Genomic DNA, 15,256 nt, shown 5'->3' on the forward strand with positions numbered 1-15,256 from the left:
TGCAGGAAACGTCAGCCCCGGCCGCAGCCGCCACCCGAACCGAGAGACCGAACCGAGAGACCCGAACCGCAAGCGCGCACCGACACCCACACCCGAGAGACCCCTTATGAACCTGCCGCCTTCCGCCCTGCTGATCTCGATCACCACCTGCGCCGACGAAGGCAGCACCCCCCATGAAGCATCCCCCCCGCGCGGCCGGCACAGCCACGCCCGTCGGCAGACCAGCCCAACAGTTGCAGATGCGACCATCAGACCGCAGCGCTCTGACCCAACCGCCGGAACCGCGGCCGCTCGACATCCGTCCGGAGCGACTGCGCGGACGCGGTCCGCGAGACCGTCACCGTGGACAACGGGGCGCGCGCCGATCGGTGCGAGGTACGCGTGGCTGGCTTCGGAGGCGGTACCGATGACGCGGGCGCCCCTCGCCGAGGCGATTTGAACCGCCGGGGAACCCACCCCGCCGGCGGCGGCGTGCACGCAGGGGCTCACCCCGGGCTACCTTCAACGCGTGCACCACCGCCTGTCAGGCCGTCAGGCCCGCCGGCGGCAGACCTGCCGCCTGTGCCCAGTTCAGGTCGCCTGGCTTCGCACCAGCATGTGCACGTCGGCCGAGGCCCTCTCGGCGTAGGTGCCATAGCGCAGGACCTGGCCGCGCCGGTAGCCGATGACCTCGCCCCCAGGGGAGAACTCGGGTGCACCGAGCCCGGCCTTCTCGACGATTCCGGCCATGTCCAAGCCGGGGATCACCGGGAAGAGTGCGTCGTAGGCATGGTCCATGACTCCGTCGCGCAGAACGATGTCCGCCGGATTGACGCCGGCGGTCCTGACCCGGACCAGGACTCTCACGAACTGTCGAACCGTCTTCCTTCTTGTGAGTCGCCGGGCCGGGCCGGACAGGCCCGGCCGTTCCGGATCAGGCGGACGGCAGTGCCATGGCCATGTCCAGCAGGATGTGGTGGCGCGTGATCTTCCACTCGCCGCCGATGTTGCGGAGTTCGGTGTCGTAGTAGCCCGACTCAATGGGCTGGACAGTGCCCTGTGCGCCGAAGGCACCGACCGGCCAACCGTCGGCCGGGCGGGCATCGCTGAGAATCCTGAACACGATGAATTGGGCATTCATGTGAGCGCGGTCACCTTCGACCTCGATGATGTGGTCAGCGGTGACGTGATGGCTTGAGCCGCGCTCCGGATGCGGGGCCATGAAGTTCTCCACGGCGTAGCGCACCGCGTCGCCTCCGATCAAGGGAGCACCGACGGGTTCATAGCTGTCGGGGCCGGTCTTGCTGTAGATCTGCACGGTCGCGTCCGGGGTGAACAGTGCCCCCTGGGCCGCTCCGTCCCGCTTGTCGGTCGCCCGGACATAGCGGGCGAGGACTTCCTGGACCTTGCGTTCGTCGCTCATGACTGTGCTTCCTGATCGTGGCCCGATGGGCAGCCGACGGCCTGCACCGGCCATACAACCGACCTCGGCCAGGGGTAACAATGACTGTCTTGGCATCGGTCGATACCCTGAAGGTATGGATACGGTGGAGACACGTGAGCTGGCCTACTTCGTCACCGTGGCCGAGGAGCTGCATTTCGGCCGGGCGGCCGAACGTCTCGGCATCGCACAGCCCCCGCTGTCGAGAGCCATCGCACGACTGGAGCGACGCATGGGAGTGCGGCTGTTCGACCGCACCAGTCGCCGGGTAGCACTCACCTCGGCCGGGGCGGCCTTCCTGGATGGCAGCCGGCAGGCACTGGCAGCCGTGGACAGAGCGGTACGGCTGGCCCAGACGGCGGGACAGCCCACGCGGCTGACGCTGGCGACACGTCCAGGATCCGGATCCGGCCTGCTCGCCGACGCGCTTCGCGCCTACAGCCGGCAGCCGTCCGCCGTGGACATCGACATCGTCTTCACCAACGACCAGGCAGGTGCTGTCCGCAACGGCACCGCCGACGTGGCGCTGATGTGCGGCAGCGGTGACGCGGAGGGCCTGCGCTTCGTCGAGTTGGCCGCCGAGCGGCCGGTGGCGCTGCTGCCCACCGGTCACCCCATGGCCGAGCGCGTCGCCGTCACCCTCGCCGAGCTCGCGAAAGACAACGCTTTCCAGGCGCAGTGTCCAGCCGATTCCCTGGACGCGATCGTCGACCGGGTCGCTCTCGGCAGCCTGGTCGTCATCGCGGGCGAGGGCGTCACCGATCGACTCGGGCGGTCAGTGACGGCCGTCCCTGTGCTGGACATGCCCAACACCGACCTGGTTCTGTCGTGGAACCCACGCGCGCCGCACCCGCAGGTCGCGGAGTTCGTCAGCACGGCGAGCGCCGTCGCCTCCCGTTCGGCATCGCAGCAGCTCCAGGCATCCTGATCGCCCGCCGTGCTTGACGGCGTTGTGCTCCACCGCGTGGCGACGAACGCGGACCGTCCGGCACCGTGCGGACTGGGCCGTCCGGATCTTGCCGCGCCGGACACTGCGAGGACTTCCCCGTAGACCCTTGGTTGTCAGGGACGACTGGGTTCACGGCGTGCGGGCTTACGGCGTGGTGGGCAGGGCCGTGCGGGCTTATGGCGTGCTGGGCAAGGGCGTGAGCCGCAGGCGTGGTGCCGGCGGCAGCGGCGTAGGCGCTGCCGTCTCCGGTGCGGCGCGGAATGCCTCGATCACGTAGGCGGCGAAGCGGCGGGAGGCCGTGAGCCGGGCGGCACGCGGCGTGTCCTGGAGGCCCCGGTGGGCCATGAGCATGAGGATCAGGTCGTCGACGACGAAGCCGAGGCGGAGCTCGCCGGTCTCCTGGGCACGGCGGGCCAGTTCGGCAACCGCGCGCGAAGTCCGCTCTCGGTCGGCGGCGAAGTCCATGGCCTCGGGGAAGGCGGTCATGAAGGCGTCGGCGAATCCCCGGCTGTGTGCGTGGAGTTCGCAGATCCGCTCGACCAGGCTCCGGAATCCGTGCCACGGGTCCGGGTCCGCGAGGGCGTCGCGGACGGCGGCATGGCAGGCTCGCCGCTGCTCGGCGAAGGTCTCCACGATCAGTGCCTGCTTGGTCGGGAAGTGCCGGTACAGCGTAGCGGGGCCGACGCCTGCCTGCCGGGCGACGTCGCGCATGGGCGCGCTCAGGCCCTCCTCGCCGAACACCGCGCGGGCGGCGTCCAGGATGCGGGCCCGGTTCTCGCGGGCGTCGGAGCGCGCAGTGTGAGGCAAACGGTCGGTCATGGCCTCTCACTTTAGCCAAGCGGACGGGGGCGTCCGTTACGGTCCGATGGCGGTGACGCCGCCCCGTCCCGGCGCCCTGCCGGTGGTGCCCCGGGCTGTGCGGGCGGGCTCGCCGCTCACGGTCGCAGCAACTGTGACCCGTCCGTTCACCGACTTGAGGAGCAGCGATGAAAGCCGTCGTGATCAGGGAGTTCGGAAGCCCTGACGGTCTGGAGGTCGTCGACGTGCCCGTGCCCGCACCGGCCCCGGGGCAGGTGCGGATCACCACGGAGGCGATCGGGGTGGGCGGCGTGGACGCCGTGATCCGCCGGGGAACGCTTACCGCGTACGGCTTCCGGGAAGGCCACCTCCTTGGCAGCGAGGTGGCGGGAAGCGTCACCGCGGTGGGAGAGGGCGTGGACGCCTCGTGGATGGGGCGGCGGGTGTGGGCGTTCACCGGCCTGTCCGGTGGATACGCCGAGCAGGCCGTCGCCTCGGTCGAGGACGTCCTTTCGCTGCCCGACGGCCTGACGGGCGCGGACGCGGTGAGTCTCGGCGGCTCCGGTGTGGTCGCCCACTTCGCCCTGGACCGCGCTCGTTTCGCGCCCGGCGAGACGGTGCTCGTGCGCGGTGCGGCGGGCAGCATCGGGATCACGGCGGTCCAGCTTGCGGCCAGGGGCGGCGCGGGCGCGGTGGCGGTCACCACCTCATCGGCGGCACGCGGCGCCCGCCTGCGGGACCTGGGCGCGACCCATGTCCTCGACCGCTCCGGCGAGGGCGGCGCGGACGCACTGCCGGGCTTCGACGTGGTGATCGATGTCGTGGGGGGTCCCCAGCTTCCCCTGTTTCTGGACAGGATGAACTCCAACGGGCGGTATGTGGCTGTCGGCGTGGTCGGCGGGCAACCGCCGGCGGACTTCGGCATGCGGCTGATGGACGCCTTCCGCAGGTCGCTGTCGTTCGCCACCTTCAGCTCCGACACCGTGCCGCGCTCCGACAGGCAGGCCGTGCGGTCGTCCCAGTTGGCCGATGCCGCACGCGGGGACCTGCGCACCGTCGTGCACGAGGTGCTGCCGCTGGACCAGGCGGTGCCGGCGCACCGCGAGATCGACGCGGGCAAGGTGTTCGGCAGAATCGTGCTGGCGCCCTGAGCCGGGCAGGAACGGTGTTCGTGGCCCCGGGCAACGGAACGGGGCCCGTGAAAGCTTCCGCCCTCGGAGTTGACCGGCAGTGGTTCACGGTGGTGCTGTGGCACTCCCCCGGGACGGCTCCGTGGCCGGATCGGCCCGCCGAGGCCCTGGGTGCGGTCGGGATGACGCCGGTGGCCGCGGGGGATCGTCTTTCCTCTCGGGCGGCAGGTGGGGACTGCCCCTGCTCGACCGCTGACTTCCCGTGGCTTGTATGTGGAGAACGAACTCAGTTCATGACGGACCGGCCCCGCCCTTGCCACGATGGTGCCATGGACACCGAAGCGGGAACCGAGCCACTGCTGCGGATCACCGTGGCCGAGGACCCCAACGCGCTGCAGTCGCTGCTCGACTGGCTGAGGCTTGAGGACGAACTGCGCGGGCGGCTGCGCCTGGAATCCTCCGGCAGCGGGACCGGCGGAGAGATGGGCGGTCTGCTCGACGTGCTCGCCGTCGCAATGGGCTCCGGCGGGGCGGGAGCGGTGCTCGCCCGCTCGCTGTCCACCTGGCTCACCCACCGCCACACGGACGTGAAGGTCACCGTCAGGGGGCCGGACGGTCGCAGCGTCGAGGTGGATGCGCACCTTCTCCAGGCCGACGTACCCGGCCTGATACGTGAGATCAGGCAGCTGGTCGACGCGCCGGAGCAGCAGGGGTGAGCCGGTTCCCTGACCCGGTGCGGTCACGCGCCGTGCTGATCGGCGTCAGCCACTTCCCGGAATCCCCCGACCTGGCGGACCTCCCGGCCGTGCGGCGGAACGTCGCGAGCCTGTGGCGCCGACTCACCCACGACACCGCGGGTGTGCTGGAATCCACGTACTGCGAAGTCGTGGACCCGGCCGCTTCCGTCGCCGACATCGGCCGCGCCATCGGCAAGGCTGCTGCGGAAGCCTCGGACATGCTGCTGATCTACTACGCCGGCCACGGCCTGGTGGACGATCGGGGGCGGTTGTACCTGGCGACGAACTCGACCCGGGCCGACGCTCCGAAGTACAGCGCGCTGGGCGTCGACCTGCTGCGTGAGGACCTCGGCGGCAGCGGCGCCGCCGCCCGGGTCCTCGTTCTGGACTGCTGCTTCTCCGGCCGGGCCATCGAGGTCATGACAGGTGAGGAGGGCCTGGTCGACGGCCAGCTCTCCATCGCGGGCACGTATACGATGACGTCCACCAGCGCCAACGCCCCGTCCTACGCGCTTGGCGGTGAGCGGTACACCGCCTTCACCGGGGCACTGCTGGCGGCGCTGGACAGTCCGCGGCCGCTCACTCTCAACGAGGTCTACCTCAGCGTGGCCGCGGAGCTGCAGTCCCGCGGCTTGCCCCGGCCACGCCAGCGGGCGACCGACACCGCCGGCGCGCTGGCCCTCGCGCGAGGCCCCGCCGACCCCGACAGACCGCCGACCGACCCGGTGGACGAAGTGCGGTTCAGCCGCGACCGAGCGGCGGCGAAGGCGCAGCTGAAGAGAAACATGTCGAAGCCTTTTGGATTCACCTCCCTGTTCCTGGTCGGGATGGCCGTGCTCTTCGCAGGGCTGAACCACGACGCGGGCTGGCTGTGGGCGATCCCTGTGTGGTGGGGCGGTTTTGCGGCCATAATAGGGCTCATCACCCTTTTGGTCGGCCGGTCCTTGCCCGGCGGGGCGGAATTGGTCATCGACCGTTCGGCGATCACAGTGCACTTGCGCAGGGGCACGGCCGGCGTCCGCACGTTGCAGACGCCGTGGAGGGACATCTCGCACGTGGGCGTCCTGCCTCCCAAGCGTGGCTCGGTGAACTCGAAACTGACACAGGTCTACGAGGGCAACCACCTGCTGGTGGTCCGCCCGCGGCCAGGTGTTCCGTACCACCCGACCAGGGACATGCGCTTCGCGGACGACCTGCACGAGCTCGGCTACCGCGTCATCGCCACGGTCGGGAGTTTCGGCGCGGACAAGGAACAGATCCTCGCTGCGCTGGACCAGTTCGCGGGCGACCGTGTGCTGCACACCGAGCAGGAATTCCTGGCCCGCGACCCCCGCATCCAGCCGAAGATGTTCTGACGCGCAGTCACATGGACTGGCCACGTCCGGCGATCGTCGGGCCGCCCAGGCGTTCGCGGCTTCGGCGGTTGCGGTCGGACGGGTTCCCGTGTGCCGCGGCGCTGCGGTCCGGACACACGGGAACGTGCTGCGCGAGGCGTCCGGGCGGGGCCGTCGACCGCCCCGCCGATGCCTCAGGCCGGCAGTTTCCAGTTCTGGGCCGCCGTACCGTTGCACGTGTACAGCTGGAGCTGGGTGCCGTTCGCCGTCGAGGAGTTGGGGTCGTCCAGGCACAGCTTCGACTCGGGGTTGACCAGCGACCCGCCCGTTCCGGGGGTCCACTGCTGAGCGCCGGTGCCGTTGCAGGTCCACAGCTGGATCAGCGTGCCGTTGGTGGTCCCGCTGTGATCGGCGTCCAGGCATTTGCCGAGGGCCCGGACAGTTCCGTCGGCGGCGACGATCCAGTCCTGGGCGTACGTGTTGTCACATCCCCAGATCTGGACGTGGGTGCCGTCGGAGGTGCTGGAAGACGCGTCGTCCACGCACAGGTCGGAGGCCACGGCGGAGACGAGCGTACCGATCCGCGGCGAAGCCGGCGCCGTGGTGTCGCCCGGATACGACGGCGGAGCCGCGCTCGCTCCGGTCGCCCACGACGTGTCGGCGCTGCTGCCCAGTGTGAAGTCCAGCGTGCCACCGGCCGTGACCGCCGCGGTGGGGGCGTAGGCGTTGTTCCACGCCGTGCCGTTCCACGCCGCGGACTGCACGTAGGGAGCGTTGTCGGCGGCGCCGTTGCCGTTGATCGTCAGCGTCCTGCCCGAGGGAAGGGTGACCACGGCCTGTGTGAACAGCGGTGAGCCGAGGGCGAGGTCGGAGGTTCCGGGCGTCTCGGGGTACATGCCGAGCGCCGACCACACGTACCAGGCGCTCATCGCACCGAGATCGTCGTTGCCGTCGGCCAGGCCGCCCGGGGTGTTCGACCAGATCTGGTCCTGGATCGCCCGCACCGTGCCCTGCGTCTTGTAGGGCTGCCCCGTGTAGTCGTACTCCCACGGCAGTTCGATGCTCGGTTCGTTGCCCACCCAGGCGTAGCCGCCCGCGCCGGTGTAGCTGCGCAGCACGGTGTCCAGGTAGTGGTTCATCGCGGTGTTGCCGCCCTTGGCGTGCGCCAGGCCGCCGATGTCGAACGGGACCATTCCGGTATAGATCCACGAGTCGGCCTCGACCATGTCGGTGCCGCTGGTGGGATCGAAGCCGCCGGTCCACGAGCCACTGGCGTTGCGGGGTTCCACGAAACCGGAGGCCGGGTTGACCACGTTGCGCCAGTCCTGTGCGCGGTTGGCGTACGTCGTCTGGTCGGCGGTGTCGCCGAGCGCCCCGGCCATCGCGGAGAGCGCGAAGTCGGCGGTGTCGTACTCCAGGGTGGTGGCCACGGGGCCGTAGAAGTTGCAGCAGCCGTAGCTGCCGTCATGCGGCATGTATCCCGGCGAGTTCAGGTAGGCGAGTCCGGGCCGGTCGTTGTTGGTCGTGCTCGCCTGCCTGACCAGGTCGGCCAGGGCGGTCGTGGCGTCGAAGTCCCGGGCTCCGAAGGCGTAGTAGTCGGCGAGAACGGCTGCCGCCGGGTCACCGACCATGACGTACGACTCGCCGTTGTTCTCGGACCACTTGGGGAAGATCCCGGTCTGGGTGTAGTCGTCGACCATCGACTGCGCGGTGTCGGAGGCCGCCTGGGGAGCGACCAGGGCTTCGAGCTGGGCCTGCGAACGGTAGATGTCCCAGCCGGAATAGTTCGCGTACACGGCGCTGTGGCCGGCGTCCACGGTGTGCGTCTTTCCGTCGAAGCCGTAGTACTGGCCGTTGGTGTCGCTGATGACGTTCGGGTGCAGCAGCGAGTGATAGAGCGCGGTGTAGAAGCTCTGCTGCTGCGCGGCCGTGCCGCCGGCGATCTGCACCTTGCCGAGTGCGCTGTTCCACGCGTTCTGTGCGGCGGTGCGGGTCGCGTCGAAGTCCCAACCGGTGTTCTCCGCTGCCCGGTTGGTGACCGCGTTCGCGACCGACACGTAGGAGAGGCCGACCTTGGCCTGCACGACCGGACTGCTCGTGGTGTCGAAGGTGACGTATCCGTTCGAGGCGGCGGCGTCGGGGGCCGCGCTGCCCTTCCCGGTCGTCGAGGTCGTCGCCGGTGTCGTGGGCTTCGCGTCCGAGGGGGCGGGGTTCTTGCCGTGCAGTTCCGGCTTGTTCGGCTTCTCGGCCGCGTTCTGCGATGCCCGGGCCGACGCCGGGGAGGAGGCCGTCGCCGCCTTGGCCACGGAACTGCCCTGCGAGGCGAACGGCCGGTCGAAGACCATGTCGAAGTAGACGGTGTAGGTGTTTCCCGCGCCGCAGAAGTGGCCGCTCGTCACCTGCCCGCTCACCTCGGTGCTCGACACCTTGGTGAACTGGGTCGACGTGGCGCCGTTCTGACTGCCTGTCAACTTGAAGACCAGATTGGCCTGGCTGGTCGCGGGAAAGGTGAAGCGCGCCATGCCGCTGCGTGTCGTGGTGGTCAGCTCGGTGGTCACCTGGTTGTCGAGCGTGACCTTGTACGACCCCGCGGACGCCGACTCGTTGCTGTGCGAGAACGCGTCTGTGGCACCGGTGTTCACGGCTCCCACGGTGGGCAGCACCGGTATGTCGCCCGCCGCGCCACAGCCGGGTCCGGCGATGTGGGTCAGGCTGAAACCGGTGATCGACGAGTCGTTGTACTCGTAGCCCCCGCCGTCGGGACGCGACGGGGTGTCCGGGCTCCACTGGACCATGCCGAACGGGACGTCGGCCCCGGGGAAGTCGTCGGCCTGGTTCGACGTGCCGATGAAGGGGTTGACCAGAGTCGCCGGCGCGGTGACGAGTGCGGCCTTCCCGGCCGCCCACACAGGCGTGCACAGTCCGGCCGCGGCCAGCGCCGCAGCGGCGAGGAGACCGATCGCCTTGGCTCCGGGAGGTCTCAACTGTCGTGTCGTCACGGGGTTCTCCTCTGCTCGGAGTCGAGGGCCGACAACGTTGTCCTCCGTTTCGAGCACGCAACCCGGGCGATGAGCGGCCTTGCCGAGTGTCTGGATGCCGGGGTTGACAACGTTGTCCACCCATGGAGACGAGGTACCTGGAATTCGAGCGCTTCGATGGGGCCCAGGGGCTGCGGACACCCGGGGGCACAGGGGGAACTGCCCGTGAAGCTAGCTACAAGGCAGGAACATGTCAACGACCCCGGCGCGGCGTTGACAGTCTGCGGGAACGGCGCGACGGTGAGGGTTCTGCTGTGACCCGAGACCGGAGGTCGCCCCTTGGCCGGTTCGTCAGCGCCTCGTTCGGGCACCGACCTCGTCGAACGCGTACGCGCGCTGCGACCGCTCATCCGCTCGCACGCGCTGCGCGCGGAGCTGGAACGGCGGGTGACGGACGAGGTCGTCGAGGCTCTCACCGACGCCGGGATCCACCGTATGAACGTGCCCCGCCGCTACGGGGGTCACCAGACCTCGTTGCGCACCCAGGTCGACGCGCTGAGCGAGGTGTCCGCCGCGTGCGGGTCGGCCGGGTTCATGGCGCTGATCCAGGCCGGGTGCGCCTTCATCGCCGGCCTGTTCTCCGACGAGGCCCAGGACGAGATCTTCAGCGATCCCGATGTGCGGGTCGGCGGCACCCTCGTCCCGAGCTCGAAAGCCGTTGCGGCGGACGGCGGTTACGTGGTGAGCGGGGAATCCCCCTTCGCGACCGGCTGTCAGCACGCCGACTGGCATCTGCTGACCGCGCTGGACAGCACCGGGGAAGGCCCGCCGCGCGTGCTGTGGCTGGCGATCCCGATGACCGATCTCAAGGTGCTGGACGACTGGAACGTCTCCGGTCTGGCCGGAAGCGGCAGCAACACCGTCGTGGCCCAGGACGTTCACGTACCCGCCCATCGCGTCCTGCCGGTCGGGCCGCTGCTCGCGGGCGCGTTCCGGTCGCAGCGCAACAGCGCCGATCCCTTCTACCGCATGCCCGTGCTGCTGCTGTTCTGCGCCTGGACGGCCGCGAACGCCCTGGGCCTGGGACGGGCCGCTGTGACGGAGTTCGAGGAGCGTATCCACGGGCGGGGCATCACGTACACCTTCTACGAGCGCCAGCACGAGGCTCCTGTGACCCACCTCCAGCTCGCCGAGGCCACCATGAAGGTCTCCTCCGCGGAGCTGCTCGTCGCCGACTTCGTGGGACTGATCGAATCCAGGGTGGCCGCCCCGGAGCCCTACACGGCGAAGGAGCGGGCCCGGATCAGGGCACAGTGCGGGTATCTGACGCGGTTGTGCAAGGAGGCCGCCGACCTGGTCGGTTCGGCTTCGGGTGCCTCGTCCCTGCACCGGGAGGTGCCGATCCAGCGGATCGTGCGGGACCTCAACGCCCTGAGCCTGCACTCGTTCGTCAACCCCGCCGCCAACCTGGAGCTGTACGGCAGGGTGTTGTCGGGGCTCGATGCCGGGACGCCGTTCCTCTAGGGCCTGGTTCCTCCGGTGCTTCAGAGCGGTGCCCACGTGGCAGGAACGGCGTTCCGGCCGTGCAGCGGGTGCCGACCGGTGGGCACGACCGCCGGCATCGGCACCGCGCGCGGACTGTGCGCCGGTCGCCTCGGCGGGTCCGCCGCGGTGCGCGTGTGCGGCTCAGGGCTCCGGGTTCAGGCAGGCCGGGAGGGGGCCCGTGGCGGGGGGCGGAGCGGCCAGGCAGGCGGCGGCACGTTCCGGGCCCAGGAACGGGGCGAGGACGGAGAAGGCCAGGCCGGGCAGCAGTGCGGGCAGTTCGGCGGTGCGGCCGGCGGCTATGCGGCGGTAGATCGCGGAGTACACGCCCCCGACCACCGTGTCGACCAACTCCTCCTTCGGAATGGGAAGTTCCAGGTCGGGCAGGTCGGTGAAGTAGTCCCGGAAGCGGGTCAGCAGGTGTTCACGGGCCTCTCGCCCGGCGGGGCCGACCGCGTCAATCTCGACGATCGCCATCGCCGCAAAGGCGGGTGCCTCGGCGAGGATCACGAGCAGGGCGCCCAGGCCGGCGCGCACCTGCCCCGGCCAGTCGCGGGCCTGGGCACGGGCGTCCTCCATCGCGGCGAAGACCAGGGAGGTGCCGTGGTGGTGGGCGGCGAGGAAGGCGTCCTCCTTCCCCTTGAAGAGCTCGTAGAAGACCGGCCTGGTCACGCCGGCCGCCTGGCAGATGTCGCTGACCCGGGTGCCGGCGTAGCCGACCTGGGCGACGGTGCGGACGAACCCGTCCAGCAGCCGGTCGCGTTGGTTGGCGGCGACGGCCTCGGGCGAGGTACGGCGCGGCCCCCGCCGCAGCGAGCGCTCCGGGTCGCGCCCCTTGCGGATACCGGGCAGCACCAGCGGAGGCGGCACCGGCGAACCTGCTGCCATTCCAGGCCCTTTCTCACGATCTCACGTGACATGCCTTGACGTTGAATACTCGTCAGGTTTACAACCTTCACAGGTTTCCTTCTCCTGCCGGCCTGCGGCGGACGACCTGCTTGAGCCGTCAGTGTCACGCACCCGCAAGGCGCCAACAAGTCCACCGGTGTCCCTGACGCCGGAACAGCCATCAGCAACGCGTACCGGTCCGGCAGTCCCGCCCCCCGGGACCGCCATGCCCGGGCCGCCGCCCTTCTCCACGTCCGGGACGGCCGCCCCTGCCTCCTACCACCCGCACGCCCGAAAGAGGACTCCCGCATGCGCAGATTCGGTGTCTCCGCCTTAACCGTCACCGCCGCTCTGTCCGCCCTGACCCTCCTTCCGGCCGGCTCCGTCTCGGCGGCCGGCTCCGTGCTCACCTACGGCAGCGCCGGCGGCAACGCCGTCTCCGTGGGCGACGTACTCACCGCGTCACTGGCGAGCGGCACCAAGGCCGCCCTCGCCACGACCAGCGGCGGCTCCACCGGCATCACCTGCACCGGCTCGTCGCTGTCCGCCAAGGTGACGTCGAACCCCGCCGCCCCGGGCACCGCGACCGAGTCCGCGACCTCCCAGACCTTCAGCGGCTGCACCAGCAACGTCACCGGCGTCACCGGCGTGCAGAGCGTCACCGTCAACAACCTGCCCTACACCACGTCCGCCGCCTCGGGCGGCACCGTGACGGTGACCCCGGCCTCGGGCAGCACCATCCAGACCACGGTGGTCCTGTCCACCCTGCTGGGCACCGTCAACTGCGTCTACCGGGCGTCCGGTCTCTCCGCGGTGAGCTCCAACACCGCCAACAGCCTGACCTTCACCAACCAGGCCTTCACCAAGGCGTCCGGTTCCTCCCTGTGCGCGGCGAGCGGATACTTCACGGCCGCCTACGCGCCGGTCGTCGACAGCAGCGTCAGCGGCTCCCCGGCCGTCTACACCAACTGACCGCCGCCAGAGGGGACTGACGCCCAGCCGCAAGGCCCGGGCAGCCACTCCCCCGCCCCTCCTCCGTACGACGGGCACCGACCGCCTCGGTCCGTGCCCGCCGTACGGAGCCGGCAGCGCGGCGCCCGGGCGGTCGGACGGCGCCAACACCGCCTGGTGTCACCCGGGTTCGGCGTGATCTCGGCCGGCGCCGCTGCCAAGGCCCCGCCTTCCGGCTCGGCTGCGCGCCGCCAGGGCGCGAAGCAGTGCGGACCGGCCGCCGTCCGGGACGGTCCATACCGGCTCCCCGCGCACCCCCCACCGCTCCAGCAGAGTGTTGGCGGCGAGGAAACCCGAGGTGGCCGCGCGTTCCATCAGGGCGACGGGCAGGTCGGTGCGGACGAGGTCGCCGGCGACGACGACGGCCGGGTCCGGGGTGCGCACCGTGGGACGGTGGGTGTACCCGCCGACGGGGAACAGGGGACAGTCCGCCCGCCACTCGTGCCGTGCGGCGACGATGGGGGCCCGGCGTGTCTCCGGGTACACCCGGTGCAGCTGCTCGACGAGTTGCCGCTCGGTGCCGTGGCGGTCGGCGGCCGGTGGCACGGCGTAGGCGTGGAGTTCGACGACCGATCCCCCGGTCCGCGCCGCCCAGCGCCCCGCCTCGCCCTCCCACCGGGACAGGACGCTGACGTTGTCCAGCGCCCCGTACCCGCTGGTCCCGAGGAAGCCGGGCCGGGTGGGGTCGACCTGGCCCCGCAGCCACAGCCGGGACACCAGGAACGGCGCGGCCGTGCGCAGTCGCGCGATCCGGGCGCGCCACGCGGTGTCGCCGAGCCGCGGGGAGCGGCTGACCACGGTTCGCAGACCACCGGCGTCCATGGCCAGCACGACGGCGTCGAAGTGCCGGGTACCGGTCGCGTCGGCCACGAGGAGGCCGCCGTCCGGACCGGGACGGACGGACTCGACGGGCGTGGCGGTGCGCAGTTCGGTGCCGTGCCGCGCCAGGTGGCCCGCCAGCGGTTCCCACAGCGCCACGGGGAACGGCTCACGGGGCACGTCGAACAGCAGGCCCTCGTTCGAGCCGAGGAAGTAGATGTGGAACATCAGTGCCATCTCGGCCGCCGAGAGTTGTCGGGGGTCGGCGAAGAAGCTTCGCGAGAACACCTCGAAGGCCAGATGCCGCGCGGCCCGTGGAAAGCCCACGGCGTCCAGGAAGGCGTCGGCGCTGACCTGGTCGAGGTCCTCGTGGACCCGGCTGGTGCGGACGTCCAGCAGGGGCAGCGCGGCGCCGGGGCACATGGACAGCAGGTCCCTGAGCCGGAACGTGGGGCTGAGCGCTGCGAAGCCGAGCGCGTTCCACGGGGGCGTGCGCGGCACGCGGCGGAAACTGTCGCACAGACCGCTGCTGTGTCTGAGCGGATAGTCGGGCAGGCCGGTCAGCATGCCCAGTGCGGGGTCCACCCGACGCAGCAGGGCCCGCAGGTTGTAGTACTGGCGGAAGAAGGCGTGGAAGCCCCGGCTCATCGTGGCGCGGGTGCCGTCGGGAAGGGTGATCGGCCATCCCGCCACCCGGCCGCCGAGACAGGGATCGCGCTCGTACAGCACCACGCGGACGCCTCGCTCCGCCAGCACCGTGGCCGCGGCGAGACCGGCGATGCCGCCGCCGATCACCGCGGTGACCGGCGGATCGTCCCGGACCCGGTCCGTTCCCGGCCGGACCGGTACGGCCTGCGCCCGCCGGTCCCGGCCGCCTGGCGGCCCGCCGCCGGCCCGGCCGTTCACCGAGCGCCCTCGGGACGCCGGGGCGGCCGCCGGGCGAGGAAGGTGTGGGTGATACCCGTCTGCCAGCCCGGCAGCGGCAGCACGCCGACCCGGTCGAATCCGACCCGGCGCATCCGGTCCGCGAACGCCGGCGCGGTGTCGAACTCCGCGACACTGCGCCGCAGGTGGCGGTAGAGCCCGCCGTTGCCGGTGGCCGCGCCGAGCGGCAGGATGACGCCCCCGCAGACGGCGGACCACACCGCGCGGTCCACGCGCCGCCCGCTGAGCGCGTATTCGTGCACCCCGAGCCGGCCCCCCGGCGCCAGCAGCTCCAGCACCGTGCGCAGCACCGCGTCCGGGTCGGCGAGGTTGCGCAACAGGTAGGCGGCGAAGACCGCGTCGAAGGGGCCGCGCACGCCGGCCGTGCCCAGGTCTTCCGCCGGGGCGTGGACGAACCGCACCCGGGCCGGCCAGGTCTTGGCGGTGGCCCGGCGCAGCATGCCCGCCGAGGCGTCCACCGCGACGATCTCCGCGAGCGGAAGGGCGGCGGCCAGGGCCGCGGTCGAGGCTCCCGTGCCGCAGCCGAGGTCGAGCACCCGGTGCACGGCGGCCCCGGCCGTCAGGGCGAGGCGTCGGGCGGAGCGGCGCAGCTGCGCGTGGTAGCCCGGGTTGAGTGTCACCAGGCGGTCGTAGCTGCCGGCGCCGCGGTCGAAGGCTTCGGCGAGCGCCGCATCGTGCAGCAGGGTCATCAGGAACTCCTCGGCG

13 protein-coding genes are annotated in these 15,256 nt (G+C 71.1%); 6 read left to right on the top strand and 7 right to left on the bottom strand.

Annotation, left to right across the window (positions count from 1 at the left end; all coding sequences use genetic code 11):
* Positions 1 to 570: 570 nt before the first annotated feature.
* Positions 571 to 846 (bottom strand): alcohol dehydrogenase catalytic domain-containing protein, encoded by a 276-nt coding sequence (locus AB0P24_RS22525; RefSeq protein WP_365796651.1) that lies wholly within the window; start codon positions 844 to 846, stop codon positions 571 to 573.
* A 67-nt stretch (positions 847 to 913) separates the two neighbouring features.
* Positions 914 to 1,402, bottom strand: a complete 489-nt coding sequence (locus AB0P24_RS22530) for a nuclear transport factor 2 family protein (RefSeq protein ID WP_365796653.1) — start codon at positions 1,400 to 1,402, stop codon at positions 914 to 916.
* Between the two features lie 115 nt (positions 1,403 to 1,517).
* Between AB0P24_RS22530 and AB0P24_RS22535 the strand changes: the two genes are divergently transcribed.
* Positions 1,518 to 2,348 (top strand): LysR family transcriptional regulator, encoded by an 831-nt coding sequence (locus tag AB0P24_RS22535; protein WP_365796655.1) that lies wholly within the window; start codon positions 1,518 to 1,520, stop codon positions 2,346 to 2,348.
* Positions 2,349 to 2,543: 195 nt separating this feature from the next.
* Here AB0P24_RS22535 and AB0P24_RS22540 read toward each other — a convergent pair whose 3' ends face one another.
* Complete coding sequence (locus AB0P24_RS22540) at positions 2,544 to 3,188, bottom strand: helix-turn-helix domain-containing protein (protein WP_365796657.1); 645 nt, start codon at positions 3,186 to 3,188, stop codon at positions 2,544 to 2,546.
* A gap of 167 nt (positions 3,189 to 3,355) precedes the next feature.
* Here AB0P24_RS22540 and AB0P24_RS22545 point away from each other — a divergent pair, with 167 nt between their 5' ends.
* From AB0P24_RS22545 to AB0P24_RS22555, 3 genes are all read left to right on the top strand, one after another.
* Positions 3,356 to 4,318, top strand: coding sequence for a zinc-dependent alcohol dehydrogenase family protein (locus AB0P24_RS22545; protein ID WP_365796659.1), 963 nt, complete (start codon positions 3,356 to 3,358; stop codon positions 4,316 to 4,318).
* 308 nt (positions 4,319 to 4,626) lie between these two features.
* The gene (locus AB0P24_RS22550) at positions 4,627 to 5,013 is read left to right on the top strand and encodes a hypothetical protein (protein ID WP_365796661.1); all 387 of its coding nucleotides are present in this window, start codon (positions 4,627 to 4,629) and stop codon (positions 5,011 to 5,013) included.
* On the top strand, positions 5,010 to 6,389 hold the full coding sequence (locus AB0P24_RS22555; protein ID WP_365796663.1) for a caspase family protein: 1,380 nt from the start codon (positions 5,010 to 5,012) through the stop codon (positions 6,387 to 6,389). Before AB0P24_RS22550 ends, AB0P24_RS22555 begins: the two co-directional genes overlap by 4 nt.
* A gap of 173 nt (positions 6,390 to 6,562) precedes the next feature.
* Here AB0P24_RS22555 and AB0P24_RS22560 read toward each other — a convergent pair whose 3' ends face one another.
* Positions 6,563 to 9,367, bottom strand: coding sequence for a lectin (locus tag AB0P24_RS22560; RefSeq protein ID WP_365796665.1), 2,805 nt, complete (start codon positions 9,365 to 9,367; stop codon positions 6,563 to 6,565).
* A gap of 318 nt (positions 9,368 to 9,685) precedes the next feature.
* Here AB0P24_RS22560 and AB0P24_RS22565 point away from each other — a divergent pair, with 318 nt between their 5' ends.
* On the top strand, positions 9,686 to 10,870 hold the full coding sequence (locus tag AB0P24_RS22565; protein WP_365796667.1) for an acyl-CoA dehydrogenase family protein: 1,185 nt from the start codon (positions 9,686 to 9,688) through the stop codon (positions 10,868 to 10,870).
* A 162-nt stretch (positions 10,871 to 11,032) separates the two neighbouring features.
* On the opposite strand, the gene AB0P24_RS22570 is transcribed toward AB0P24_RS22565, so the two are convergent.
* On the bottom strand, positions 11,033 to 11,776 hold the full coding sequence (locus AB0P24_RS22570; RefSeq protein WP_365796669.1) for a helix-turn-helix domain-containing protein: 744 nt from the start codon (positions 11,774 to 11,776) through the stop codon (positions 11,033 to 11,035).
* A 309-nt stretch (positions 11,777 to 12,085) separates the two neighbouring features.
* On the opposite strand from AB0P24_RS22570, the gene AB0P24_RS22575 reads away from it, so the two are divergent.
* The gene (locus AB0P24_RS22575) at positions 12,086 to 12,748 is read left to right on the top strand and encodes a Tat pathway signal sequence domain protein (RefSeq protein WP_365796671.1); all 663 of its coding nucleotides are present in this window, start codon (positions 12,086 to 12,088) and stop codon (positions 12,746 to 12,748) included.
* A 159-nt stretch (positions 12,749 to 12,907) separates the two neighbouring features.
* On the opposite strand, the gene AB0P24_RS22580 is transcribed toward AB0P24_RS22575, so the two are convergent.
* Positions 12,908 to 14,512 carry an NAD(P)/FAD-dependent oxidoreductase gene (locus AB0P24_RS22580; RefSeq protein ID WP_365796673.1) on the bottom strand — a complete coding sequence of 535 codons (1,605 nt, stop codon included), beginning with the start codon at positions 14,510 to 14,512 and terminating at the stop codon, positions 12,908 to 12,910.
* Positions 14,509 to 15,240 carry a methyltransferase domain-containing protein gene (locus tag AB0P24_RS22585; RefSeq protein WP_365796826.1) on the bottom strand — a complete coding sequence of 244 codons (732 nt, stop codon included), beginning with the start codon at positions 15,238 to 15,240 and terminating at the stop codon, positions 14,509 to 14,511. Before AB0P24_RS22585 ends, AB0P24_RS22580 begins: the two co-directional genes overlap by 4 nt.
* Between the last annotated feature and the right edge of the window lie 16 nt (positions 15,241 to 15,256).

Source organism: Streptomyces sp. NPDC086519, assembly GCF_040686075.1.
Lineage (GTDB): Bacteria > Actinomycetota > Actinomycetes > Streptomycetales > Streptomycetaceae > Streptomyces > Streptomyces shenzhenensis.